This window comes from Micromonospora sp. NPDC049203, from assembly GCF_043197215.1.
In the GTDB taxonomy this organism is placed as follows: Bacteria; Actinomycetota; Actinomycetes; order Mycobacteriales; family Micromonosporaceae; genus Micromonospora.
The window spans coordinates 121,261-146,964 of sequence record NZ_JBICSV010000007.1; the positions used below are offsets into that span (position 1 = coordinate 121,261).

A 25,704-nucleotide genomic window follows, 5' to 3' on the forward strand; every position below is an offset into this window, starting at 1 on the left:
CGTGGGAGCGGCACCCGCCGTACCGGCCCGAGCCGGGCTGTCCGCCCTGGCGTCGGCCACGCCGCCGGGGCGTCGAGCGGCGGGTGAGCCGCTGGCGGGACCGCGCGCGACCACGCCCGTAGCGACTTCGCCGAGGTGGTGACATCGGTCCCGCGACGACACCGCCGCTTCGTCGAGCCGGCGGTGTCGTCATGCGCGCCCCGGTCTGCCCGCTCGCCCAACCGCGCCGCCGGCTCCGGGGAGTGGAACGTCATGGGTGTCAACGGCGGGCGGAGACACCCATGACGTTCCACTCGCCGTGACGACCGTCGAGATATTGCGCGAGTGGATATTTGTGGCGGCCGACAAGTCGCCACTGTCGCGGAAGGGGGTGGCGGGGTGCCGGTGAGGGTGCCGCGTCGCCCTTGCTGCTCTGCATCCGTCGGCGCACATGATCACGGAGCGTGTTTGTCGCGCGGGTGGCTGCAGAGCAAGGCATTGGCATGACGCGGTGGAAGCCCGAGTGGGGCGCCAACCGACGGGGTGAGCGGGGCGACGGGTGGCGGTCGAGTGGCCGGTTGCGGGCGCGGTGGTTATCGCCGCCGCCGTCAGGGCATGTCGTCCGGGACGACATGCCGATCAGGAGGTGCCATGGCCGCCCGCGACGTCCACGACGACGCCCGAGACGGGCACGACGACGCCCCCGCTTCGCACGACCAGCCCGGTGCCGGAGGCCGGCCCGCACCCCGCGACCGGGGCGACCGGCCGGCCGGGCGGGACCGGGTGGGGCCGGTGGGGCCCGACGACGGGCCGGACAGCCCGGCCGACCTGTCTGGCACGCGCTGGATGGCGACGCTCAAGCGGACCGTACGGGAGTTCCAGGACGACAGCCTGACCGACTGGGCCGCCGCGCTCACCTACTACGGCGTGCTCTCCATCTTCCCGGGCGTCCTGGTGCTGATCTCGCTGCTCGGCCTGCTCGGCGACCGGGCCACCGAGGGGGTACGGGACACCGTCGGGCAGGCGGTGCCGGAGCCGAACATCCGACGCATCATCGAGAGCGCGATCGACCAGGCCGGCCAGTCCGGCGGGCTGGCGAGCATCGCGGCGATTGTCGGTCTGGTGGCGGCGTTCTGGTCGGCCTCCGGCTACATCGCCGCGTTCATGCGCGCCTCGAACAGCATCTACGACGTGCCGGAGGGGCGGCCGATCTGGAAGACGTTGCCGGTACGCCTCGGCGTGACCGCGGTGATCGGGGTGATGCTGCTCGTCAGCGCCGTGATCGTGGTGTTCACCGGCGGCCTGGCCGAGCAGGCGGGAAACGCGATCGGGCTCGGCGAGACCGCCGTGACGGCGTGGAACATCGCCAAGTGGCCGGTGCTGCTGCTGATCGTGAGCCTGATGTTCGCGATCCTCTACTGGGCTTCGCCGAACGCCCGGCACGGTGGCTTCCGCTGGGTGAGTCCGGGTGGCGTGCTCGCGGTGGTGCTCTGGCTGGTGGTCTCCGGCCTGTTCGCGCTCTACGTCAGCAACTTCGGCTCGTACAACAAGACGTACGGCGCGGTGGCCGGCGTGATCATCTTCCTGGTGTGGCTGTGGTTGAGCAACGTCGCCATCCTGCTCGGCGCGGAGTTCGACGCCGAGTTGGAGCGCAGCCGCGCCATCGCGGCCGGGCACCCGGCCGACGAGGAGCCCTACGTGGAGCTGCGTGACGACCGCAAGCTGCGCAAGAAGGACCGGAAGAACTCCCGTTGACCCGAAAACCGCAGCACCCCGCCCGGAAGGAATACGGGCGGGGTGCTGCTTTTCATGATCCACGCCATGCTTTTGTTCGTATGGACAAAAGTTTGCATCGTGCGTGCCGAAGCTATGGACATGCGACCCGGAAGGCTCCTACTGTGTCGGGCACGACACACATCGTCATCGTCGATGTGGCGGACTCCGATGCGGAGGTGACTGCCGGTGCGGACGGTCGACCCCCTGCACGTACGGCTGCTGCGGCTGCTCCGGGACGAGGGCCCGGTGTCCCGCGCCGAACTCGGCGACCGGCTCCAGATGCCCCGCCCGCGACTGGTCGCCGAGCTGGAACGGCTCGTCTCCCTCCGGTACGTGGCCGAGGCCGGACTGGCCGCCTCGCGGGGCGGGCGACGATCCACGCTCGTCGAGCTGAGCCCGCACCTGCGCTTCGCCGCCGTCGACCTGGGTGCCAGCTCGATCGACGTGGAGGTGGTGAACGGCCGGCTGGAGGCGGTGGCCGCCTACACCGAGGCCGCTGACATCCGCTCCGGCCCGAAGGTGACGCTCCAGCGGGTGAACGAGCTGCTGCACAAGGCCAGGGTGGAGGGCGCGTACGAGCGGCTCGACGCGGTCGGCATCGGCGTACCCGGGCCGGTGAGCTTCCGCGACGGCGTGCCGGTCTCCCCGCCGATCATGCCGGGCTGGGACCGGTTCCCGGTCCGCGAGTTGCTCACCCGCGAGCACGGCTGCCCGGCGGTGGTCGACAACGACGTCAACATCATGGCGATCGGGGAGCGGCACGGCGGCGTGGCCCACTCCGTCGACGACTTCCTGTTCATCAAGATCGGTACCGGCATCGGCTGCGGCATCTACCTGCACGGCGAGGTCTACCGGGGCACCGACGGCTGCGCCGGGGACATCGGTCACATCCAGGTCGACCCGAACGGTCCGATGTGCTCCTGCGGCAACCTCGGCTGCCTGGAGGCGGTGTTCAGCGGCGCCGCGCTGGCCCGGGAGGCGGCGGTCGCGGCCCGCGCCGAGACGTCCCCGGTGCTGGCCGAGCGGCTGTCCGCCCGGGGTGGGGTGACCGCGCTGGACGTGGCGCAGGGGGCGGTCGAGGGGGACGTCACCTGCATCCGGCTGATCCGCGACGGCGGCCGGCGGGTCGGCGGGGTGCTGGCCGGGCTGGTGAGCTTCACCAACCCGTCGATGATCGTCATCGGCGGCGGGCTCGCCCAGCTCGGCCACATCCTGCTCGCCGAGATCCGCAGTGTGGTCTACCGCCGGTCGCTGCCGCTGGCCACCGGCAACCTGCCCGTCGTCCTGTCCGAGCTGGGCCCGCGCGCCGGCGTCGCCGGCGCGGCCGTGCTCGCCAGCGACCTCGCGTTCGGCGAAGCAGCGTGAGCGCGAGGAGTGAGCCGGTGTTGCGAGCCCCGCAGTCGCGAACGGGGGCGGGCTCGGTGAGCGCGAGGAGTGAGCCGGTGTTGCGAGCCCCGCAGTCGCGAACGGGGGCGGGCTCGGTGAGCGCGAGGAGCGAGCCGGTGTTGCGAGCCCCGCAGTCGCGAACGGGGGCGGGCTCGGTGAGCGCGAGGAGTGAGCCGGTGTTGCGAGCCCCGCAGTCGCGAACGAAGGGCGAAGCAGCGTGAGCGCGAGGAAGGCGGGCGCGGGCGCCGTCGCGGGCGAGGTGGTGCTGCGCCTCACCGACGTGGTCAAGAAGTTCCCGGGGGTACGCGCGCTCGACGGCGTGCGACTGGAGGTGCGGGCGGGCGAGGTGCACTGCCTGCTGGGGCAGAACGGTGCCGGTAAGTCCACACTGATCAAGGTGCTGGCCGGGGTGCACCGGCCGGACTCGGGCGAGGTGCTCTGGCGGGGCGAGCCGGCCTCGTTCGCCGATCCACAGGCCGCCATGCGCGCCGGCATCGCCACCATCTACCAGGAACTCGATCTGGTCGACGACCTGTCGGTGGCGGAGAACGCGTTCCTCGGTCACGAGCCGCGCCGGTTCGGGTTCGTCCGGCGGGGGCACACGGCCCGGCATACCCGGCAGATCCTGGCCCGCCTCGGCCACCCGGAGATCCCGCCGGGACGGCTGGTGCGGCACCTGCCCGCCGCCGGCAAGCAGATCGTCAGCATGGCCCGGGCGCTGTCCCACGAGGCCCGGCTGATCATCATGGACGAGCCGAGCGCCGTGCTGGCCCACGACGAGGTGGCGAACCTGTTCCGGATCATCCGCGAACTCACCGCGCAGGGCATCGCGGTCGTCTACATCTCGCACCGGCTGGAGGAGATCCGCGAGATCGGCGACCGGGTCACCGTACTCAAGGACGGCCGGACCACGGCGGCGAGCCTGCCGGCCCGCGAGACACCGACCCGCGACCTGGTCGCCCGGATGACCGGGCGGACCATCGAGTACGTCTTCCCGAAGCGCCCGCCCGGCCACGGGGGCGGCGCGGAGCTGTTGCGGGTGGACGGGCTGACCCGGCCCGGCGAGTTCGCCGACGTCTCGCTCCGGGTCCGGGCGGGAGAGATCGTCGGCATCGCCGGGCTGGTCGGTTCGGGCCGCTCGGAGTTGCTGGAGACCATCTTCGGCGCGCGCCGGGCGCACGCCGGGACGGTCCGGGTCGACGGCCGGGTGCTGCGTCCCGGCAGTGTGGGCGCGGCGGTACGGGCCGGGATGGGCATGGCGCCGGAGGAGCGCAAGAGCCAGGCGCTGCTGCTGGGCGAGCCGGTCTACCGCAACGTCACGCTCGCCACGTTCGGCAGGTACGCCCGCCTCGGCTTCACGGACGCCGCCCGGGAGCGCGCCGAGGCGGACCGCGTCGCCGCGTCGCTGGAGCTGCGGCCCCGGGACGTACGCCGGCCGGTGCGCACGCTGTCCGGCGGCAACCAGCAGAAGGTGGTGGTCGGGCGGTGGCTGCTCGGCGGCACCCGGCTGCTGCTGCTCGACGAGCCGACCCGGGGCGTGGACGTGGGCGCCCGCGCCGAGCTGTACCAGGTGATCCGCGATCTGGCCGCCCGTGGTGTGGGGGTGCTGCTGGTCTCCAGCGAGGTCCCCGAGGTGCTGGGCCTGGCCGACCGGGTGCTGGTGATGCGGGAGGGCCGGGTGGTACGTGAGGCCCCGGCCGGCGAACTGGACGAGAACACAGTGCTCGACCTCGTCATGGCGGGGTCCCTCATGGAAGGCGCGCCGGCATGAGCGAGCGACAGCGAGCGAATCATCGACACAGCGCCGGAGAGTCTCGTGGCGGCGCCGCGCGAAGCGGGGCGCCGGCATGAGCGACGTGACCGAATCCGCCCTGCCCGCGCAGTCGCCGCCGGTGGAGCGGGCGGAGACCGCGAAGGCCGACGCGCCGGCGAAGCTCTCCTGGTGGCGCGGCGACGGCGGTGAGGGCGCCAAGCGCAACCTCGGCCTGCTCGCCACGCTCGTCGTGCTGGTGGTCATCGGCGTCCTGACCCGCCCCGACCTCTACGGCGACCCGAACTGGGTGTGGGGCAACACGCTCACCATCCTCAAGCTCGCCTCGGTGGTCGGCGTGGTCACCGTCGGTATGACCTTCGTGATCATCGGCGGCGGCATCGACCTGTCTGTGGGCGCGATCGTCGCGCTCGCAGGGGTGTGGTGCACCACTGTGGCCACGCAGAGCTACGGTGCGGGCGGCATGATCTTCACCGCGCTGACCGTCGGGCTCGCCGTCGGCGTGGTGAACGGGCTGCTCGTCTCGTACGGGCGGCTGGTGCCGTTCATCGCCACGCTGGCCATGCTCGTCGCCGCCCGGGGGCTGGCGGCGGAGATCTCCGACAAGCAGACCCAGGTGTCGGGCAACACGTTCATCAACGGCATCGCCAGCACGAACGTGCTCGGCATCCCGCTGCTGGTCTACATCCTGGTGGCGGTGGTGGCGGCGGGCTGGGTGCTGTTGAACCGCACCACGTTCGGCCGCCGTACGGTGGCGGTCGGCGGCAACCCGGAGGCGGCCCGGCTCGCCGGCATCAACGTCCGCCGGCACACAGTGCTGCTCTACGCGCTGTCCGGCCTGTGCTGCGGCATCGCCGCGGTCATGCTGACCGCGCAGGCCACCTCCGCGCAGGCGGCGATGGCCAACCTCTACGAGCTGGACGCGATCGCCGCCGCGATCATCGGCGGCACGCTGCTCAGCGGCGGGCGGGGCACGATCATCGGCTCCCTGCTCGGGGTGATCATCTTCTCCACCATCACCAACCTGTTCGCCATCAACAACCTCTCCGCCGAGGCCCAGAACATGGTCAAGGGCGGCATCATCGTCGCCGCCGTCCTGGTCCAGCAGGTGCAGTTCGGCAGTCTCACCCAGTTCCTCGCCCGCAACCGGGCCACCACCACCTGACCCCACCCGCGCACACCCGGCTGCCGTCGTACCGACGGTGGTCCGGCCCGCCACACCCGAAACCACCCCACCACCTCATCCCAGGAGGCGTCATGAGAACACCGCGCCATGACCTGTCCCGCCGCCGGCTGCTCTTCGGCGGGGCCGCCGTCTCCGCCGGGGTGCTGCTCGCCGGCTGCACCAGCAACGAGCAGAGCCCGACCGAGGCGCAGACCAAGGCGGCCGGTTCCGGCGCCGGCACCGAGCCGGGCAAGAAGGTGAGCATCGGCTTCTCCGCCCCGGCCGCCGACCACGGCTGGATCGCCGCCATCACCAACAACGCCAAGGCGCAGGCCGGGGCGTACCAGGACGTGGAGCTGAAGTCGGTCGAGGCCGGCGCGGACGCGGCGGCCCAGCGCGCGGCGCTGTCCACGCTGATCTCGCAGAAGCCGGACGTGATCGTGCTGCTGCCGCACGACGGCAAGGAACTCAACGCGTTCGGGCTGGAGGCGATGAAGGCCGGCATCCCGGTGGTGAACCTGGACCGGGCCTTCCCGGACGCGCGCGCCTACCGGTGCCAGATCAAGGGCGACAACTACGGCATGGGGGTGGCCGCCGCCACCTACATCGCCGAGCAGCTGAAGGCCAAGGGCGTGAGCAACCCGGTGATCGGCGAGATCCCCGGCATCGAGTCGCTGGAGCTGACCCAGGAACGGTCGAAGGGGTTCGCCGACACGCTCGCCTCGTACGGATTCAAGGTCGCCAACCGGCGGCCGGCCGAGTTCACAGTCGACTCCGGGCAGCAGGCGGCCACCGGCCTGTTCCAGGCTCTGCCGAAGCTCGACGCGGTCTGGAACCACGACGACGACCAGGGCATCGGCGTGCTCGCGGCGGTCAACCAGGCCAACCGCAAGGAATTCATCATGGTCGGCGGCGCCGGCTCGAAGAAGGCGATGGAGGACATCGCCGCCGACAACACGGTCCTCAAGGCCACAGTCACCTACAGCCCGTCGATGGCCTCCTCGGCCATCTCCCTGGCCCGCCTGATCGGCCAGGGCAAGGGCATGTCCGACCTGGTCGAACTCCAGGTACCGAAGGAGATCGTGCTCGCCTCCGAGACGATCACCAAGGAGAACGCGGGCGACTACCTGAAGCTCGGGTTCTGACACACGGGGGGAGACCCACCTTGTCCAGTCACGACAGCATCCTGCGCGTCGGCATGGTCGGCTACGCGTTCATGGGCGCCGCGCACTCCCAGGCGTGGCGCACCGTGAACCGGGTGTTCGACCTGCCGGCGCGGGTGCGGATGGCGCTCGTCTGCGGCCGGGACGAACCGAAGGTGGCCGAGGCCGCCGACCGGCTCGGCTGGGACGGCTACACCACCGACTGGCGGCGGCTCGTCGAGTCCGACGAGATCGACGTGGTCGACATCTGCACGCCGGGGGACAGCCACCGCGAGATCGCGCTCGCCGCGCTCGCCGCGGGCAAGCACGTGCTGTGCGAGAAGCCGCTGGCGAACAGCGTGGCCGAGGCCCGCGAGATGACCGGGGCCGCGGCCCGGGCACGCGAGTCCGGGGTACGTGCCATGTGCGGTTTCAACTACCGGCGGGTGCCGGCTGTCGCCCTGATGCGGCAACTGGTGGCGGACGGGCGGATCGGCGAGATCCGGCACGTCCGGGCGACCTATCTCCAGGACTGGATCGTCGATCCGCAGTTCCCGCTGGTGTGGCGGTTGCAGAAGGACAGGGCGGGCTCCGGCGCGCTCGGTGACATCGGCGCGCACATCATCGACCTGACCCAGTACGTCGCCGGTCAGCTCATCACCGGGGTCAGCGCGCTGACCGAGACGTTCGTCCGCCAGCGGCCCCTCGTGGCCGGGTCGAGCGGCCTGGCCGCGCGGGCCGACGGCAACGGCAGCGCGATGGGGCAGGTGACAGTGGACGACGCGGCGGTGTTCGTGGCCCGGCTGGACGGGGGAGCGCTGGCCACGTACGAGGCGACCCGCTTCGCCACCGGCCGTAAGAACGCGCTGCGGGTCGAGATCAACGGCTCGTGCGGCAGCGTCGTGTTCGACCTGGAACGCCTCAACGAGCTGGAGTTCCTGGACGCCACCCGACCCAGCGCCGAACAGGGCTTCAGCCGGATCCTGGTGACCGAGCCGGAGCACCCGTACCTGGGTGCGTGGTGGCCGCCCGGCCACATCATCGGCTACGAGCACTCCTTCACCCACCAGGCGCGCGACTTCGTCGAGGCGGTCGCCACCGGCGCCGACCCGGCCCCGTCGTTCGCCGACGCGTTGCAGGTCCAGCTCGTGCTCGACGCGGTCACCCGCTCGGCCGAGCGGGCCGCCTGGACGGAGGTGGAGCCCGCTCTGGCCGACGCCTCCGCCTGACCCGAGGCGGGCCCCGTGCGGTCCGCCGACACTCACCGGCACCGGCCGGCGAGGGCCCGCCGCGGTTGCGCCCCGCAGTGGGACGAGGCCGGCGCCGGCGAGCGTGCCGCCGGAGTCCGCCGGCACGACCAGCACGGCCCGCCGGTGGGGCCGGACCGGGATTCCCCGGCCGCGCCGGCGGGCGACCGCGAGGTGGCCGGTGACCCGGCGGGAGGCGCAACCCGCCCGGGAGCAGACGCCGCGGCGTCCACCGGTGCCCACGTGCCGCCTCCGGTCGTCCTCGCCCCGGTCCGCGACGGAATCCCCCATCACCGCAGGGGAGAAGGACAATGGCGCGACCCATCACGCTCTTCACCGGCCAGTGGGCCGATCTGCCGTTCGACGAGGTCTGCCGGCTTGCCGCCGAGTGGGGCTACGACGGGCTGGAGATCGCCTGCTGGGGCGACCACTTCGAGGTGGACAAGGCACTCGCCGACGACTCGTACGTGGAGCGCAAACGGGACACCCTCGCCAGGCACAACCTCCAGGTGTTCGCCGTCTCCAACCACCTGGTCGGGCAGGCGGTCTGCGACCACCCGATCGACGAGCGGCACCAGGACATCCTCCCGGCCCGGATCTGGGGCGACGGCGAGCCGGAGGGGGTGCGGCAGCGGGCCGCCGAGGAGATCAAGGACACCGCGCGGGCGGCGGCGAAGCTCGGCGTACGCACCGTCGTCGGCTTCACCGGTTCGTCCATCTGGCACACCGTGGCGATGTTCCCGCCGGTGCCACCAGCCATGATCGAGCGCGGCTACCAGGACTTCGCCGACAGGTGGAACCCGATCCTTGACGTCTTCGACGAGGTGGGCGTGCGGTTCGCGCACGAGGTGCACCCCAGCGAGATCGCGTACGACTACTGGACCACGAAGCGCACGCTGGAGGCGATCGGGCACCGGGAGGCGTTCGGGCTGAACTGGGATCCGTCGCACTTCGTCTGGCAGGAGCTGGACCCGGTGAACTTCATCTTCGACTTCGCCGACCGGATCTACCACGTCGACTGCAAGGACGCGAAGGTCCGTACCGGGGACGGGCGGCGCGGACGGCTCTCCTCCCACCTGCCCTGGGCCGACATGCGGCGCGGCTGGGACTTCGTCTCCACCGGCCACGGCGACGTGCCGTGGGAGGACTGCTTCCGGGCGCTGAACGCGATCGGCTACGACGGCCCGATCTCGGTCGAGTGGGAGGACGCCGGCATGGACCGCCTGGTCGGCGCGCCGGAGGCATTCCAGTTCGTCCGCCGCCTGGCCTTCGACGCCCCGTCCGCGGCCTTCGACGCCGCCTTCACCAGCCGCGACTGACCCACCCCACCCACCCTCCCGCCCCGCCCTCCGTCCTCTCGCGCCCGCGATCTTGCAGTTGCGGCCCTCCCGAAACGGGAATAAGCGGCATCACAGGGGCCGCAACTGCAAGATCGGCGGGGCGAAGAGGGTGGGGTGGGGTGGGGTGGGTCAGCGGGCGGTGTAGGTGTGGTTGCTGGCCAGGTGGGCTGCGCCGAGCAGGCCGGCGGTGTCGCCGAGGTCGGACAGGACGATCGGCATGCTGCCGGTGGCCAGCGGTGTGGAGCGCCGGTAGACCACGCTCCGGATCTCCGCGAGCAGGACCGGCCCGGTCCCGGCCGGCGCCCCGCCGATGATGACGATGGCCGGGTTGACGAAGCTGACCAGCCCGACCAGCACCCGGCCGAGCCGGCGCGCGGCGTCGCGGACGAGTGTCTGTGCCGCCGCGTCGCCCTCGGTGGCCGCCGACGCCACGTCGGCCACCGACAGCGTCCCGGCCGCCGCGAGCCGGTCCGCCAGCGCCGTCGAGCGCCCCGCCCGCGCGGCCGTCACCGCCTCCCGCACCAGTGCGGCATCCCCGCAGTACGCCTCGACGCACCCGTTGTTGCCGCAGCCGCAGAGCGGCCCGTCCTCGGTGAGCTGGAGATGGCCGATGTCGCCGGCCCCGCTGGCCGCGCCCCGGTAGAGCGACCCGGCGAGCACCAGCCCGCAGCCGACCGCCTCACCCAGCTTGACGTAGAGGAAGTCGTCGAACGGGCGGCCGGTGCCGGCGTGCCGTTCGCCGAGGGCCATCGCGTTGGCGTCGTTGTCCACCTGCACCGGGCAGCCCAGCTCGGCGGCGAGCGTGTCGCGTACCGGGAAGCGGTGCCAGCCGGGCAGGGCCGGCGCGGACACCGGCGTGCCGTCGCGGACCTCGACCGGCGCGGGCAGCGCGACGCCGACGCCGGTGAGTGACGTCAGTCCCGCCTCGACGCGAAGCTTGCCGAGCAGTTCGGCGACGCGCCCGACCACCACGTCCGGGCCGAGCCGCACGTCCACCGGTTCGTCGTGCCGGGCGAGCGGGTTCAGTTCGCCGTCGGTGAGCGCGACCCGCAGGACGCCGCCGCCGACGAGTACCGCGCCGAACCGGACCTGCGCGCCGACGCGCAGCAGCGACGAGCGGCGTCCGCCTCGCGACGCGGCCGGTCCGGCGCCCTCCACCAGGCCGAGCGCGGTCAGCCGCTCCACCTCGGCGGCGAACCGGGCCCGGGGCAGGCCGAGCAGGTCGGCCAGCTCGACCCGGGAGCGTGGACCGTCGTCGCGCAGCAGGCGCAGCAGCCGCGCCTGATCCACCGTCTCCGGTCCGACCATCGGCATGCGGCCACCTCCCCACCGAGAATGTGCCACACCCGGGCCCAGGCGCACGGAAGCGGGCCGGTCACCCGGAGGTGACCGGCCCGCTGTCCGCTGTTGTCAGAGCGTGTTGCCGGTGCTGGACGGCTTGGTGCTCGTGCCGGTCGTGCTGGTCGAGCCGGACGTGCTGGTCGAGGCCGTGCCGTTGGCGCTGCGGCTGCCGACCGAGGCCGGCGTGCCGGCGAACGGCTTGTCGGCGTCGGTCATGCCCGGCTTGCCGCCGTTGCCGGTGGCGAGCTTCTCACCGATCTTGGTCTGTCCCAGCTTGTCCTTGCCCTCCGAGTAGAGCCGGTTCGCCTGGGCCTGCGCGACCCCGGCCGCCTCCTGGACGGTCGGGTGGTCGAGCACCTTGCGCCCGCGGACCACCAGCTCCTCGTACTTCTCCCGGCCGGCACGGGCGCCCAGGACGAATCCCGCAGCCAGCCCGCCAAGAAACATGATCTTTCCGCGCATGGCGGCTCCTTCCGTACCTGACGCTCTCGCCGGTTTCCCGCCAGCTCGGCGGAACGACCGTCTCGCGCCTGCGTTCTCTGTCGACGGCTAACTACCCATCCTGCTCTCCGCTCATGCCTCCCTGTGCCGAGATGACGATTTGTCCGGAATCCTGGCGCGTCCGCCCGGTCGGGTCCTCCTCCGGTAACCCCCTGGCGCACCACCCCCCGATGTCCTGTACTCTTGTCCCCGTCGCACGGAGCGGAGAGATCCGCACCGAGCGGTGCACGGTCCCCTGTAGCTCAATTGGCAGAGCAGCCGGCTGTTAACCGGCAGGTTATTGGTTCGAGTCCAATCGGGGGAGCTTCGATCCACGTCACGCCCGTCGGCATCGCCGGCGGGCGTTCGTCGTTCCGGTGGCCCCGGCGATGCGCCCGGCTGCCCGGTTTCCGCCCCCGAGTCCTCGTTCGCCCGGCAGGATGGTCGGCGTCGACTTAGACTCCCGCTGCGTCGATTGATGCGTCGATTCGAGGACGGTGGAGATGGCCGCAGGACGCAGCCGCTGGACCGCGACGCTGATCGCGGTGGCGGTGGTGCTCGGGTGGCTGATCGTCGGCGGCATCGCCGGCCCCTACTCCGGCAAGCTCGGCGAGGTCTCCACAAACGACAACGCCTCCTTCCTGCCGGCCGACGCCGAGTCCACCCGGGCGCAGGACCTGGCCGGCGGATTCGTCGACCGCGAGACCACCCCGGCACTCGTGGTCTACGAACGACCCGGCGGCCTCACCCCGGCCGACCAGCAGCGCATCCAGGCCGACGCGGCCCGCTTCGCCGAGGTGCCGGGCGTGGTCGGCCCGCTGCCGCCACCGGTCGTCAGCCAGGACAAGCAGGCCGCCCAGGTGATCGTGCCGATCGACAGCGCCGAGGGCGAACAGATCCGGTCCGTGGTGCAACGCCTGCGCGACATCGCCGGCCCGGACCGCGACGGGCTCACCGTCGACGTGGCCGGACCCGCCGGGCTGCTCGGCGACCTGATCGAGGTGTTCAGCGCGATCGACGGGCCGCTGCTGCTCGTCACGCTGACAGTGGTGCTTGTCATCCTGCTCGTCGTCTACCGCAGCCCGGTCCTCTGGATCTTCCCGCTGCTGGCCGCCGGGATGTCGTACTCGCTCGCCGCCGTCTTCGTCTACCTGCTCGCCGACCACGACATCGTCAAGCTCAACGGGCAGGCGCAGGGCATCCTCACCGTGCTCGTCTTCGGCGCCGGCACCGACTACGCGCTGCTGCTCATCGCCCGCTACCGGGAGGAACTGCACCGGTACGAGCGGCCCTGGGACGCGATGCGGGCCGCCTGGAAGGGCGCCGCCCCGGCCGTCATCGCCTCCGGCGCCACAGTCATCGTCAGCCTGCTCTGCCTGCTGCTGTCCAGCCTCAACTCCAACCGGGCGCTCGGCCCGGTCAGCGCCGTCGGCATCGCCGCCACGCTGCTGGTGATGCTCACGTTCCTGCCCGCGCTGCTCGTCCTCGGCGGCCGGTGGGCGTTCTGGCCCCGGCGACCCCGCTACGACCAGGCCGACCCGCGCACCGAGCACGGCATCTGGGGGCGGATCGCCGGGTTCGTGGCGCGCCGCGCGCGTACCGTCTGGGCCGTCACCGCCGTGGTGCTCGCCGCCCTCGCGATCGGGGTGACCCAGCTCGGCGCCACCACGCTCGGCCAGTCCCAGCTGTTCACCCAGCGCACCGACTCGGTGGCCGGGCAGGAGGTCATCGACAGGCACTTCCCGGCCGGCACCGGCAGCCCCGCCCTCATCTTCACCACCCAGGCCACCGCCCGGCAGGTCGCCCAGGTGGCGCAGGGCGTACCGGGAGTCGCCTCGGTGCTGCCGCTCGGCGAGCGGGGCGAGAACGCGCCGCCCGACCCGAACGCGCCCCCCAAGGTGGTCGACGGCCGGGTGCAGCTCGACGTCACGCTCGCCGACCCGCCGGACAGCAACGGCGCCGAACGCACCATCCGCGACCTGCGCGAGGCGGTGCACCGGGTACCCGGCGCCGACGCCGTGGTCGGCGGCTTCACCGCGATCAACGTGGACACCGCCGACGCCTCGGTACGCGACCGCGACGTCATCATCCCGGTGGTGCTGCTGGTCATCGCGGTCATCCTGGCCCTGCTGCTGCGCGCCCTGGTCGCCCCGGTGCTGCTGATCGCCACAGTGGTGCTGTCGTTCCTGGCCACGCTCGGCCTGTGCGCGCTGCTGTTCCGATACGTCTTCGACTTCCCCGGCGTCGACCAGTCGTTCCCGCTGTTCGCGTTCGTGTTCCTGGTCGCGCTCGGCATCGACTACAACATCTTCCTGATGAGCCGGGTCCGCGAGGAGTCGGTACGCCGCGGCACCCGCGCCGGAGTGCTCGCCGGACTGGCCGTCACCGGGGGCGTCATCACCTCCGCCGGCATCGTGCTCGCCGCCACGTTCTCCGCGCTCGCCGTCCTGCCGCTCGTGGTGCTCGTCGAGCTGGGCGTGGCGGTGGCCGTCGGCGTACTCCTGGACACCATCGTGGTCCGCTCGCTGCTGGTGCCCGCGCTCGCGTACGACATCGGGCCGAAGGTCTGGTGGCCGGGCCGGTTGTCGCGGTCGCACCGTGAGGGCGACCGCGCCGGGGCGGGGGTGGACCGTGCCTGACACGGACGTGGTGGTCGTCGGCGGCGGCCTGGCCGGTCTCGCCGCCGCCCGGCGGCTGCACCGCGCCGGTGTGCCGTGGCGGCTGCTGGAGGCGGGCGACCGGCTCGGCGGGCGGGTCGCCACCGACCGCGTCGACGGGTTCCTGCTGGACCGGGGCTTCCAGGTGCTCAACACCGCGTACCCGCGGCTCGGCGGCCTGGTCGACCTCGACGCGCTCGACCTGGGCTGGTTCACCTCCGGGGTGCTGGTGCGTCGCGGCGACCGGCTGGAACGCCTGGTCAACCCGTTGCGCGAACCCAGCGGCGCGCCCGGCACGCTCACCGCCGGAATCGGGTCGCTGACCGACAGGTTGCGGTTCGCCGCGCTCGCCGCCGGCTACGCGACGGTGCCGGTCGGGCGGCTGCTCGGCACGCCCGAGACCACCGCCGAGAAGGCGCTGCGCCGGACCGGGCTCTCCGACGCGATCATCGAGGAACTGCTCCGGCCGTTCCTGTCCGGCGTGCTGCTCGACCGTGAGCTGGCCACCTCCAGCCACGTCCTCGCGGTCGTCATGCGCTCCTTCGCCCGGGGGAGGATCGGCCTCCCGGCGGACGGGATGCAGGCGCTGCCCAGGGCGCTCGCCGCGCCGCTGCCCGCCGAACTGATCGAGCTGAACACCCCGGTCACCCAGGTCGGCCCCGGCCGGGTCCGCACCCCGTCCGGCGAGATCACCGCCCGCGCCGTCGTGGTCGCCGTCGACCCACCGGCGGCGGCCACGCTGCTGCCAGGTCTTCCTCGGGTACGCATGCACGCCTACACCACCTACTACCACAGCACCGGCACGGCGCCCCTGGACGAGCCGATCCTGCTGCTCGACGGCGACCGGCGCGAAATGATCGCCAACACGGTGGTGGTGAGCCGGGCCGCGCCCACGTACGCGCCGGACGGCCGGCACCTCATCGCCACCTCGGTGGTCGGCCCGCAGGCCCCGCCCGAACCGGTGATCCGGCGCGAACTGGACCGCCTCTACGGCCGCTCCACCGCCGACTGGACCCACCTCACCACAGTCGCCGTGCCGGACGCGCTCCCCGCCGCCCCGCCACCGCAGGGCCGGCTGCGCAAGCCGGTCGCGCTCGGCGACGGCCAGTACGTGGCCGGGGACCACCGCGACAGCCCATCCATCCAGGGCGCGCTCGCCAGCGGATGGCGTACGGCCGGTGCCGTGGTGGCCGACCTGCGGGGCGCGTGACGCGTTGGTGGGCGGGTTGCGCGTTGTTATCCTCGCGTTGCCCATCGTGCTGTCGCGGCAGACTTCCGCCCGGTGGGTGGTGGTCCGGGCAACGATCGGCGGGTTACGATCCGGCGCGGTCACGGGGCGGTAGCTCAGCCGGTTAGAGCAGGGGACTCATAATCCCTCGGTCGCGGGTTCGAACCCCGCCCGCCCCACCACCCGAAACCTCCTGCTCAGCCGAGCTACCAGTACCTGCCGCAGATCGGCTCGAGCTTGTCGACCGCAGCCTCCAGGGCAGCCGTGTCGCTCGCTACCTTCACGAGCCCTTCCACCTGGGTCGGCTTGATCGAGCGGATCTCGGCGGCCTTCCGGCCTGCGGCCATCATGAGCGGCGCGAATTTGCTCCGCAGCGTGCGGTCCGCCTGCTCGCCGGCCACCCGGTTCGTCACCACCTCGAGGTTGCGCAACCGGTCGAGCGCTTCCGCCCGAGCGTTGACGATCTCGGCCTCCACTGTCGAGGCGGCGGCGACCCCGGCCAGGGTGATCAGGCCGGCGATGGCCTTCTCCAACGGGCCCTTGAGGGCGGTGCAGGCCGCCTTGTTGCTGGCGGTGGCCACTTGAGTGGCCTTCCTGGTCGTGGGCGGCGCCGCAGGGGCCGTCGAGGACCTGGAGGTCCCCGCAGTCCGTGGGGTCTCCGAGGGCCGGGGGGTCGACGAGGGCTCGGGTGCGAGGCTCGGTGTCGCAGTCGGCGCCGCGGGCGTCGCGAGGGGGAACTCCGTGGATGTGCTCGCCGCCACGGTGGGCGTGCTCGGCATCTCGTCGGCGCTGCCACACGCCGAAGCGGTGAGCAGCATCGCGGCGACCGCCACGCAGAGCCCGAGCCGTCGTACCGTCACGTCTTATTCCTGTCTCTCGATCTTGCGGAAGCGCGACGATACATGGCGGACGCAGTGCCGACCATGGGCCGGCTGGACCGGGCGCCGGTCGGCAGGACCTCGGCGATCCCAGGGCTCTGTCCCGAGCCACGCCTCGCCAGAGACCGGCCGGGGCGGATGAGCCTCGGCGACCCGCTGTGACGGCGCGTTGTCCGGATGAATGATCGCGCCGGGCCAGGTCGACGGGCCGGCGACCGACTCAGACATTTGTCCAAGACGAGCACCCGATGCCCCGCGCACCATCGCCTACATGACCCAGCACGACGTCGAGCACCCGCACGGCATACATGTCGTCCACGACGGCCCGCGGCAGGCGCCGCCGCTGGTACTCATCCACGGCTCGGGTGCCGCGAGCGCCTCCTGGGGCCTGATGGTCCCGGCACTGGCCGCCCACCATCACGTCATTCGGGTCGACCTCCCGGGGTGCGGCCGGTCCGCGCCCGCGCCGTCGTACGACGTGGTCGCCCAGGCGAACCGGGTGGCAGCGGTCCTCGACGACCTCGGCGTTCGCCGGGCGGCGGTGGCCGGACATTCCAGCGGCGGCTACGTCGGGACCGCGCTCGCCGAACAGCGCCCCGACCTGGTGGCGTCGCTCGCCCTGATCAGCACCGGTCCGAGCCTTGACGTGCTCCTTCCGCAGCCGGTCGTCCTCCGCGTACTGCTGGGGCCGCTGCTCGGTCCGCTCATCTGGTCGATCCGGCCGGACGGGTGGATCCGCAGGGGCATCGGTGCGACGGCCGCTCGCCCGGTGGACATCCCGGACGAGATGGTGGCCGAGGTACGCGGCCTCACCTACCGCACGATGAGGACGGTTCTCCGCCACAACGCCGAGTACATCGCCGAGCGCGGCGTGCCCGAGCGGATCGCCGCGCTCGAAGTGCCGGTGCTGGTGATCTTCGGCGCTGCCGACCCGCGCTGGGATCCGGCGTCGGTGCACCGGTACGACGCGGTGCCGAACGCGCGGGTCGAGCTGCTGCCCGGCGTCGGGCACATGTCCGTCCTCGAAGCGCCCGCGACCACCGGCGAACTGCTGCTGGACTTCGCGGCGGCGAGTAGCGGCGGCACCCCGCCCGTCACCCCTCAGGCATAGGCTGGTCACGTGCCGTCAAGTGGGCCCTCATCCGACTGGGCGTGGTCGGACGTGGACGTCGCGGTCCCGCGCCAGTCATGTCGGCTGCCGGGGATCAGCATGGCCGGGTTCCGCCGACGTGCGGGCGTGCCGTGGGAGATCGCGATGGTGGCGCATCCAGCCGTCACCCTGTTGCTCGACCTGGGCAAGGGCGACTACACCGTCTACGACGCCCACGGCCGGGACCATCGCGGCAGCGTCGCCGTCGGGCTGCTTCCCGGCGGGTTCCGGGCAGCCGGCCGATCGCGGGTCGACTGCCTCCAGATTCGGCTGGAGCCCGCCGTGGCGGCCACCGTTCTCCACGCGTCGGCCGAGCTCACCGGGGTGGTCGTGCCGCTTGAGGAGATCTGGGGCCGCGACGCCGGGCGAGCCGAGGACAGGCTGCGCGCCGCCACGTCCTGGGACGAGCGGTTCGCGATCGTGGCGGAGATCCTCGGCCGGCGGCCCGCACTCCGCAGGATCGATCCCGAGGTCGCCCACGCATGGCGGCGGACGCTGACCAGCCGAGGGCGCCTGCGGGTCGACGGCCTGGCGGACGAGGTGGGCTGGAGCCGTAAGCGTCTGTGGTCCCGCTTCCGGTCCCAGCTCGGCATCACACCCAAACGCGCCGCCCGGCTGGTGCGGTTCGACCACGCCGCCCACCTGCTCGCGGCCGACCGCACCCCGGCCGGCGTCGCCGCCGAGAGCGGGTACGCCGACCAGTCCCACCTCCACCGCGACGTCACCGCGATCACCGGGCTCACGCCCACGGCCGTGGCCGCCGCTCCGTGGCTCGCCATCGACCACGTCGCATGGCCGGCTTCGCCGTTGACCCGCCATCTGTGCCCGGGTGGCCGAGAAACCACTGACCCCGCAACTTGACCATCAGCTTCGGCGATCGGGGCTCGCAGGAGCACACGGTGTTCTCCGGCTCGTGTGCCCAGTCGAACGGGGGTGGCGTGTCGGGATCGATGACGAAGTTGCCCGGGTACGCCGCGGAGCACTCGGCACACCGGGCTGACAGCTCCATCATCGTGGTGAACGGGCTGCCGTGTTCGGACGGCAGGCACGGCATGAGGTAGCCGTTCATCTCCGTGACGAGGGCCGGCCACTGGGGACGGCAGCGGCACGCCGGCTTCCTGCTCCGGAACAGTCTGATCACGTACGCTCCCACGTCCTGCTGGTGAGCCGGGGAGTCTAGCGGCCCACCGTAACCCCTTCGCCCCGTCCCGTCCGAGCGTCCACCCGTTATCGATCTTGGAGTTGTGGCACCTCGCAAACGCCACTAGCGGGACATCCGAGGCACCATAAGTCCAAGATCGACGGAGCGGGCGCGGCGGGCGCGGCGGGCGGGTCAGGGTGTGCGGTTCGCGGCCATCCAGGCGGTTGCGAAGTCGACCAGTGCGCGCTGGCGCATCAGCCGGGCCGGCGCGCTGCCGACCCGGCCGGTCGTCGCGTCGCCTGTCGCCTCGAAGTCGGCGCCCAGCCGGTCGAAGTCGTCCTCGTCGGTGACGACGTCGGTCCAGGTGGTCCACCGGCTCGTGCCGTCCGGCATGCGTACCGCCGAGCCCGTCACCGCCCGCGGCGGCGACGCCTGGCGCCACTCCGCCAGGTGCAGCGAGGTGTTCGAGCTGTGGTCGCAGCCGAGTAGCAGCACCGTGCCGTCGAGCCGGTACACCGCGCCCAGCGGTGAGTGCTCGCCCAGCGCGTCGTCGAGGCGGTGTCCGTCCACGATGTCGGCGGCGTGCGCGCCGAGCGCGGCGAAGGACACCTGCGGGTGGTCGCTGCGCCGGGCGCCCGGCCAGGTGCGTACCGTCTCGGCGACGGCGCCCATCCACCGGCTCGGCGTGCACGACGGGTCGAAGCCGGGCGTCTGCTCGCGGATGACCGGCCACCACGCCTCTGGTACGGGCGGATGCCGCCACTGCGCCGGGTCCGTGTTCTCCGGTGTGTGCGTCGGCACGACCAGGGTGCCGCCCGACCCGAGCGCGTCGAGGAGCGCCCGCACCACCGCCTCGGTGCCGCCGGCGACGAACCCGAGACTCCGGAACGACGAGTGCAGCAGCAGGACGTCACCTGGGGCGACGCCGAGCGCGCGCAGGTCGTACGCGAGGGAGCTGACGGTGTGCGGCGCGGCCTGGTCCACGCGGCGCAGTGTAGGCGGCCGGTGACGGTGCCGGTGGATCGTTTCTCCGGTTCCGGGATAGCTGCGGTGCCGTCCGGCGTCTGTTGCCGGTGAACGAGGAGACGAGAGTGACGCAGCAGGCCCGCCCACGCTCACGCGGGCGGGTGGTAAGCCGACGGTCCGTAGTGGAAGGTGAGGCATGCGCTTTCCCCTGTCGACACCGCCCGCCGTCCCCGCCGGCAGCCTCGCCGCAGGCCCGCAACCGACGCTGCCCGCCGATGATGGCCTGATCCTGCGCCCGTGGGAGCCGGCCGACGCGCCCGCTGTCCTGGCCGCGTACCAGGATCCAGAGATCCGCCGCTGGCACACCCGCCGGCCCGCGTCGGAGGAGCAGGTGCTCGACTGGTTCGCCCACCTCCACCGGGCCTGGCAGCAGGAGGCGGGCGCGGGCTGGGCGGTGACGCGCGGCGGCGGCGAGGTGGTGGGCCGCATCGCCATGGGCGGCGTCGACCTCGCCGACGGCGTGGCCGCGTGCGCGTACTGGGTGGTCCCGGCCGCCAGGGGCGCGGGCGTGGCTTCGCGGGCGCTGCGGGCGCTGAGCGCGTGGGCGCTCGCCGAGGGCCGGCTGCACCGGCTCTGGCTGGACCACTCCACCCACAACCTCGCGTCGTGCCGCGTCGCGGTCAAGGCCGGGTTCCGGCTGGAGGGCACCACCCGCAGCGCCGCCGTCCACGACGACGGGCGGCACGACATGCATCTGCACGCCCGGGTCCGCGGCGACGACTGACGGGCCACGACCGCCCGGCCGCCTCCGTCGTGGTCAGGCGCCTGGTTCGAGGTACGCGGCCAGGTGCGCCAGCGAGGACGCGATGCCCTCCTCGTGGGCCGTCTGGTCGATACCCGGCGGCACGCCGGTCGCGGTGACAGTCACCTCGGTGCCGCCGCCCGCCGCGCCGAGGTGCCAGGTCATGGTCATGGTGCCCGCGTACGCCGGGTCGTCGGCCTGGAACACGGCGGTCTGCACCACCCGCCGCCCCGGTACGAGTTCGGCGAACCCGACGTCGACCACGTCGGTGGCGTCCGACGTCTTGCCGGGGGCGCCGGCCGGGTCGAGGTAGGTGAGCACCATCCGGAACCCGCCGCCCGGGCGCGGATCCCAGTGTTCGATGCGTCCGCGCATCCCGTCCGGCGGCAGCCACGCCTCCAGGGCGGCCCGGTCGACGAGCGCGTCGTACACCGCCGCCCGGCTCGCGGCGATCGTCCGTCCACCCCGATCGACCCTGCCCACCCCCCAACCCTAGGCCCAGGCCCCACGGCAGGGGGACGGTACGCTCCCGCGAATGCCGGTAGGACCGCACCGCGACGCCCCGGAAGACTCGCTGCTGCTCGGTGACGACGACACCGAGCTGGCCCGGATGCGGCTGCGGGACGACGACGGCACGCCTGTCGCGGCCGAGGTCCGGCCACTGCCCGGGGCACCGCTCGCCGGGCTCGTCGCGCAGGTGCGGCGTGACCTCGCCGGGCACCGGCTGGAGACACCCGACGACGCACTGGCCGCCGCGCTGATCGCCGACGGCCTGCGCCTGGAGCGGGCCGCCACGGACATGCGGCACGCCCTGGCCGACGTACCCGAGCCGGTGGTGCTGCCGGACGGCTGGTCGCTCGGCGCCCCCGGCTGGGACGACGACCTCGCCGAAGGGCTGGACGCCGCGTACGGCCCGGACCACCCGGACGGCCGCTGGCAGCCCGGCGACACCGAGGAGGTACGGGCCATGTTCGACACCGGCGAGCCGGTGCCGCCGCTGGTGCCCGCCTCGGCCCGGCTGATCGACCCGGACGGCCGCAGCGCCGGGCACGTGCTGTGTGCCGGGCCGGTGCCGTGGACCGACGACGACTGCGCCTGGATCCTCAACCTGGGCGTCGCTCCTCGCGCGCAGCGCCGGGGGTTCGGCCGCGCGCTGCTCGTGCACGCGTTGCGCGGCGCACGCGAGGCAGGGCTGCCGTCGGTCGGCCTGTCGGTGGTCGACGGCAACCCGGCCCGCCGCATGTACGACGCGGCCGGCTTCCGCATCCTCACCCGGGTGCTCACGGTCCGGATCCCCGACGCGTAGCCCGCCGGCCGTCGACGCGCTCCCGCGGCGGTGAACCCTCAGGCGCCGGTGAGCAGAAGGCGGTGCTCGGACCAGAGCCAGCGCAGGTAGTCGCGCAGCCGTTCCGGGCTGGCGATCCAACCCTCGCCGGGATAGCGGAGCAGCCGGCTGACCTCGCCGGCCACCAGGTCGTACCCGGCCGCGCCGGTCTCCGGCACCGGGGCGTCCGGTGCGACAGCCACGGGCAGCGGGACGATCGGGATCCGCAGGCCGGCGTCGTCGCAGGCCCGCAGCACGGTGAGGTAGACCCGGACCAGGTGGTACGGCGAGACGACGAGCGCGACGCTGCCGATGCCCAGCGCCCGTACCCGCTCCACGATCCACACGGCCTGCCGGCCGGTGCCGGTGACCGGCTCGGCCTGGAGCACCACCCCGTCGACCCGGCGCAGGCCCAGTCCCCGCAGCCGGTCCAGCGTCAGCGGGTGGTAGGTCCGCTCGGCCGGATCGGTGTTCGCCACCAGCAGGTGCCGCACTGCCGGGCCGGTCTCCCAGGCGCGGATCGCGTCGGTGAGACGCCAGTCCTCGCCCTGGCCGGTGGGCACCACGAGCGCGTCCACCCGCTCGGCGGCGCGGTGGGGGAGCGTGAGGACCATCGTGACCGCCTCCAGCACCGCCAGGAGCCGGTCGGCGGGGACGTCCGCGAACGCCTCGGCCGGTACGAGCCGGGGCAGCGGGCGGGACACACTCGTCACGCCCGCGATCTTGCCAGCATCGGGTCTGCGGGGAATGAGAGAGTGGCACGGTGCAGGTGGGGATCCTCGGGCCGCTTGAGGTCCGCGACGGCGATCGGCCGGTCGGCGTCGCCGGGGCGCGGCTGCGGGCGCTGCTGATCCGTCTCGCCCTCGACCCAGGCCGGCCGGTGAGCGTGTCCGCGCTGGCCGAGGCGCTCTGGGGTGACGAGCCGCCGACCGACACCGCGAACGCGGTGCAGACGCTGGTGTCGCGGCTGCGCCGGGCGGTGCCCGGGCTCGGCGTACGCAGCGGCCCGGCCGGCTACCGGCTGGATCTCGACCCGGACGACGTGGACGCCGGGCGGTTCGAACGGCTGACCCGGCAGGGGCGGGCGGCGCTTCGTGACGGGGACCCGGCGACGGCGCGTACGACGTTGGGCGACGCGCTCGCGCTGTGGCGGGGGCCGGCGCTGGCCGAGGTCGCCGACGTCCCGTACGCGGCGGCGGCCGTGGCGCGGCTGGCGGAACTGCGGCTCACCGCGCAGGAGGACCGGATCGAGGCGGAACTGCGTACCGGGCGGCCGGAGCTGCTGGTCGCCGAGTTGGAGGAGCTGACCGCCGCGCATCCGTTGCGGGAACGGCTGGCCGAACTGCACCTGCGGACTCTCGCCGCCGCCGGGCGGCCCGCCGAGGCGCTCGCGGCGTACGAGCGGATCCGGCAGCGGCTCGCCGACGAGCTGGGCGTCGACCCGTCGCCGCAGTTGCGGGCCGCGCACCTGGAGCTGCTGCGCGGCGAGGCGGCCCTGCCGCGGCCGGCGCCCGTGGCGCGGCGGGGCAACCTGCGGGCCGCGCTCACCACGTTCGTCGGGCGCGACGAGGACCTGCGCCGGCTCACCGGGCTGCTCGCCGGCAACCGGCTGGTCACCCTGCTCGGGCCGGGTGGAGCGGGCAAGACGCGGCTGGCCAGCGTGGCGGCGGGCGAGCTGGCGGACGGCGTACCCGGCGGGGCCTGGCTGGTCGAGCTGGCGCCGATCACCGACCCGGCGGACGTGCCACGGGCCGTGCTCGACACGCTCGGCCGGCGGGACCGGACGCTGGAACCGGCACGCCAGCCGGCCCGCGACACGCTCGGCCGCCTGGTGGAGACGATCGCCGCCGACGAGACGCTGATCGTGCTGGACAACTGCGAACACGTCGTCGAGGCCGCCGCCCGGCTCGCCGAGGAACTGCTCGGGCACTGCCCGGGACTGCGCGTGCTGGCCACCTCGCGGGAGCCGCTGGGCATCGTCGGTGAGGCGCTGGACCCCGTACCCCCGTTGCGGCTGCCACCGGCGGACGCGGCGCCGGGCGACGCGCTCGCGTACCCGTCGGTGCAGTTGCTGCGCGACCGGGCCGCAGCGGTGCGGGCCGGGTTCGGGGTGACCGGCGACAACGTGGCGGACGTGGTGGAGATCTGCCGGCGGCTCGACGGCCTGCCGCTGGCCATCGAACTCGCCGCGGCGCGGCTGCGGACGCTGTCGCCGCGGCAGGTCGCGGCCGGTCTGGACGACCGATTCCGGCTGCTGACCGGCGGCAGCCGCACCGCGCTGCCCCGGCACCGCACGCTGCGGGCGGTGGTGGACTGGAGCTGGGGGCTGCTCACCGACGACGAGCGCCGGCTCGCCGAACGGCTCGCCGTCTTCCCGGCGTCGGTCACCGCCGACTCGGCGGCCGGCGTCGCCGGCCCGGCCGCCGCCGCGCTGCTCGACGCGCTCGTCGACAAGTCGCTGCTCCAGGTGGTCGGCGACGGGCGGTTCCGGATGCTGGAGACCATCCGGGAGTACGGGCTGGAACGGCTCGCCGCCGCCGGGGCGACGGCCGGGGCGCGCGCCGCCCACGCGGCGTACTTCCGGGACCTGGTCCGGACCGCGGAGCCGCACCTGCGCACCGCCGGTCAACTGCCGTGGCTGCGCCTGCTGGAGGCGGAACGGGAGAACATCGTCGGCGCGCTGCACTACGCCTGCGACGCCGGTGACGCCGACACCGCGCTGCGGATCGGTGCGGGGCTCGCGTTGCCGCTGGTGATCTGGGGCGACACCGGCGGCATCGGCGGCGACGTGCTGGCCCGCGCGCTGGCGCTGCCCGGCCCGGCGCCGGCGGAGGAGCGGGCGGTGGTGCTCGCCATCCGCATCGGCGCGGAGCTGGCGAACGGGGAGCGGGGGCCGTCGCCGGAGCAGATCGCGGAGCTGACGGCGGCGCTGCGGGCGGCGGAGGGGACCGGGCACCCGATCGTGGGGCTGCTGGCGCCGATGTTGTCGATCTTCGGCGAGGACACAGCGGCCGGGATCGCCGCGATCGACCGGGCGCGGGGGCACCCCGATCCGTGGACCGACGGCACGCTGCTGGCGATCCGCGGCAAGTTCAAGGAGAACGACGGCGACGCCGAGGGCACGCTGCGCGACCTGACCGACGCCGCCGGGGAGCTGCGCGCGGTCGGTGAGCGGATGAGCCTGTCGCACGTGCTCAGCGAGTACGCGGACGCGCTCACCAAACGCGGCGACTTCGCGGCGGCGACCGAGGCTCTGGAGGAGTCGGTGCGGCTGGCCCGGGAACTCAACCCGGCCTCGGAGCCGGGCTTCCAGTTGATCTGGCTCGCGGCCATCCGCGCCCGCGCCGGCGACGTGACCGGCGCCAAGGCCGAACTGCGCCGGTTCGTGACCGGCCGGGACGGGCGGGACGCGGCGTTCGGGCTGATGATGCTCGGCAGCATCGCCCGCTCCGACGGCTCGCTGGACGAGGCGCGGGAGTGCCTCGCCGAGGCGACGCGCCACCAGGCGGAGACGCCGCTTCCCGCCCCGCAGTTCCACGCCCTGCTGCTGACCGAGACGAGTCACCTGGCGCTGGCCCGCGGTGACCTGCCGGGGGCACGCCGGTGCCTCGACGAGGCGACCACGCGCAGCCTCGCCGCCCGGGACATGCCGGTGGTCGCGATCATCGCGGTCGGCTGGGCGGCGTTGTCCTCGGCGGAGGGCCGGTACGAGCGGGCGGCCGAGCTGCTCGGCGTATCCGACTCGCTGCGCGGCCGGCCGGACCGGTCCAACCCGGACGCGCAGCGGCTCACCGAGCGGCTGCGCGCCGAGCTGGGCGAGGACGGATACGCCGCCGCGTACGCCCGGGGCAGCGGCCGGAGCCGGGCCGACGCCCTCACGTTCGTGGGCGGCGACCCGGCTCGGTGATCGTGCGGCCCGGTCCGGGCCGGT

Annotated in this window: 20 protein-coding genes and 2 tRNA genes; 16 read left to right on the top strand and 6 right to left on the bottom strand. The window is 73.4% G+C overall.

The features are described from left to right. Positions 1–630: 630 nt before the first annotated feature. From ACGFIA_RS20225 to ACGFIA_RS20255, 7 genes are all read left to right on the top strand, one after another. Complete coding sequence (locus ACGFIA_RS20225) at positions 631–1,734, top strand: YihY/virulence factor BrkB family protein (RefSeq protein ID WP_357388622.1); 1,104 nt, start codon at positions 631–633, stop codon at positions 1,732–1,734. A 207-nt stretch (positions 1,735–1,941) separates the two neighbouring features. Continuing rightward, entirely contained in the window at positions 1,942–3,120 is a 1,179-nt protein-coding gene (locus ACGFIA_RS20230) for an ROK family protein (RefSeq protein WP_357470598.1), read from the top strand. A 238-nt stretch (positions 3,121–3,358) separates the two neighbouring features. Beyond that, the gene (locus ACGFIA_RS20235) at positions 3,359–4,912 is read left to right on the top strand and encodes a sugar ABC transporter ATP-binding protein (protein WP_393261381.1); all 1,554 of its coding nucleotides are present in this window, start codon (positions 3,359–3,361) and stop codon (positions 4,910–4,912) included. Between the two features lie 76 nt (positions 4,913–4,988). After that, positions 4,989–6,077: an ABC transporter permease gene (locus tag ACGFIA_RS20240; protein WP_357388616.1), complete on the top strand. Its 1,089-nt coding sequence runs from the start codon at positions 4,989–4,991 to the stop codon at positions 6,075–6,077. Positions 6,078–6,169: 92 nt separating this feature from the next. Beyond that, positions 6,170–7,222 (top strand): substrate-binding domain-containing protein, encoded by a 1,053-nt coding sequence (locus tag ACGFIA_RS20245; protein ID WP_357388614.1) that lies wholly within the window; start codon positions 6,170–6,172, stop codon positions 7,220–7,222. A gap of 53 nt (positions 7,223–7,275) precedes the next feature. Beyond that, complete coding sequence (locus ACGFIA_RS20250) at positions 7,276–8,448, top strand: Gfo/Idh/MocA family protein (protein WP_393261589.1); 1,173 nt, start codon at positions 7,276–7,278, stop codon at positions 8,446–8,448. Between the two features lie 329 nt (positions 8,449–8,777). Then, positions 8,778–9,785, top strand: coding sequence for a sugar phosphate isomerase/epimerase family protein (locus ACGFIA_RS20255; RefSeq protein ID WP_357388610.1), 1,008 nt, complete (start codon positions 8,778–8,780; stop codon positions 9,783–9,785). Between the two features lie 150 nt (positions 9,786–9,935). On the opposite strand, the gene ACGFIA_RS20260 is transcribed toward ACGFIA_RS20255, so the two are convergent. Next, positions 9,936–11,120, bottom strand: a complete 1,185-nt coding sequence (locus tag ACGFIA_RS20260; protein WP_357388608.1) for an ROK family transcriptional regulator — start codon at positions 11,118–11,120, stop codon at positions 9,936–9,938. A 96-nt stretch (positions 11,121–11,216) separates the two neighbouring features. After that, on the bottom strand, positions 11,217–11,609 hold the full coding sequence (locus ACGFIA_RS20265) for a hypothetical protein (RefSeq protein WP_357388606.1): 393 nt from the start codon (positions 11,607–11,609) through the stop codon (positions 11,217–11,219). Between the two features lie 270 nt (positions 11,610–11,879). Between ACGFIA_RS20265 and ACGFIA_RS20270 the strand changes: the two genes are divergently transcribed. The 4 genes from ACGFIA_RS20270 (at position 11,880) to ACGFIA_RS20285 (ending at position 15,694) form a co-directional block, all read left to right on the top strand. Then, positions 11,880–11,952, top strand: a tRNA-Asn gene (locus ACGFIA_RS20270). A 178-nt stretch (positions 11,953–12,130) separates the two neighbouring features. Then, a complete protein-coding gene (locus ACGFIA_RS20275) occupies positions 12,131–14,266 on the top strand; it encodes an MMPL family transporter (protein ID WP_357470592.1) in 2,136 nt (711 codons plus the stop codon). After that, on the top strand, positions 14,259–15,494 hold the full coding sequence (locus ACGFIA_RS20280; RefSeq protein WP_357470589.1) for an NAD(P)/FAD-dependent oxidoreductase: 1,236 nt from the start codon (positions 14,259–14,261) through the stop codon (positions 15,492–15,494). The genes ACGFIA_RS20275 and ACGFIA_RS20280 overlap by 8 nt, the downstream gene beginning before the upstream one ends. A gap of 123 nt (positions 15,495–15,617) precedes the next feature. Beyond that, positions 15,618–15,694 (top strand) — tRNA-Ile (locus ACGFIA_RS20285). 24 nt (positions 15,695–15,718) lie between these two features. Here the strand turns inward: ACGFIA_RS20285 and ACGFIA_RS20290 are convergent. Beyond that, positions 15,719–16,093, bottom strand: a complete 375-nt coding sequence (locus ACGFIA_RS20290; protein WP_357388600.1) for a hypothetical protein — start codon at positions 16,091–16,093, stop codon at positions 15,719–15,721. Between the two features lie 568 nt (positions 16,094–16,661). Here ACGFIA_RS20290 and ACGFIA_RS20295 point away from each other — a divergent pair. Both ACGFIA_RS20295 and ACGFIA_RS20300 read left to right on the top strand, forming a co-directional pair. Further along, positions 16,662–17,501 (top strand): alpha/beta fold hydrolase, encoded by an 840-nt coding sequence (locus ACGFIA_RS20295; protein WP_357470577.1) that lies wholly within the window; start codon positions 16,662–16,664, stop codon positions 17,499–17,501. A gap of 99 nt (positions 17,502–17,600) precedes the next feature. After that, entirely contained in the window at positions 17,601–18,401 is an 801-nt protein-coding gene (locus ACGFIA_RS20300; RefSeq protein ID WP_357388596.1) for a helix-turn-helix domain-containing protein, read from the top strand. 472 nt (positions 18,402–18,873) lie between these two features. Here ACGFIA_RS20300 and ACGFIA_RS20305 read toward each other — a convergent pair whose 3' ends face one another. Then, a complete protein-coding gene (locus ACGFIA_RS20305; protein WP_357470574.1) occupies positions 18,874–19,665 on the bottom strand; it encodes an AAC(3) family N-acetyltransferase in 792 nt (263 codons plus the stop codon). 178 nt (positions 19,666–19,843) lie between these two features. Between ACGFIA_RS20305 and ACGFIA_RS20310 the strand changes: the two genes are divergently transcribed. After that, positions 19,844–20,431, top strand: coding sequence for a GNAT family N-acetyltransferase (locus ACGFIA_RS20310; RefSeq protein WP_357388593.1), 588 nt, complete (start codon positions 19,844–19,846; stop codon positions 20,429–20,431). A 33-nt stretch (positions 20,432–20,464) separates the two neighbouring features. On the opposite strand, the gene ACGFIA_RS20315 is transcribed toward ACGFIA_RS20310, so the two are convergent. Beyond that, a complete protein-coding gene (locus ACGFIA_RS20315; RefSeq protein ID WP_357388591.1) occupies positions 20,465–20,932 on the bottom strand; it encodes an SRPBCC family protein in 468 nt (155 codons plus the stop codon). A gap of 52 nt (positions 20,933–20,984) precedes the next feature. On the opposite strand from ACGFIA_RS20315, the gene ACGFIA_RS20320 reads away from it, so the two are divergent. Further along, positions 20,985–21,755, top strand: a complete 771-nt coding sequence (locus ACGFIA_RS20320) for a GNAT family N-acetyltransferase (RefSeq protein WP_357470571.1) — start codon at positions 20,985–20,987, stop codon at positions 21,753–21,755. A 38-nt stretch (positions 21,756–21,793) separates the two neighbouring features. Here ACGFIA_RS20320 and ACGFIA_RS20325 read toward each other — a convergent pair whose 3' ends face one another. Beyond that, the gene (locus ACGFIA_RS20325) at positions 21,794–22,486 is read right to left on the bottom strand and encodes a hypothetical protein (RefSeq protein WP_393261392.1); all 693 of its coding nucleotides are present in this window, start codon (positions 22,484–22,486) and stop codon (positions 21,794–21,796) included. Positions 22,487–22,536: 50 nt separating this feature from the next. On the opposite strand from ACGFIA_RS20325, the gene ACGFIA_RS20330 reads away from it, so the two are divergent. Further along, on the top strand, positions 22,537–25,680 hold the full coding sequence (locus ACGFIA_RS20330; RefSeq protein WP_393261395.1) for a BTAD domain-containing putative transcriptional regulator: 3,144 nt from the start codon (positions 22,537–22,539) through the stop codon (positions 25,678–25,680). Positions 25,681–25,704 lie beyond the last annotated feature (24 nt).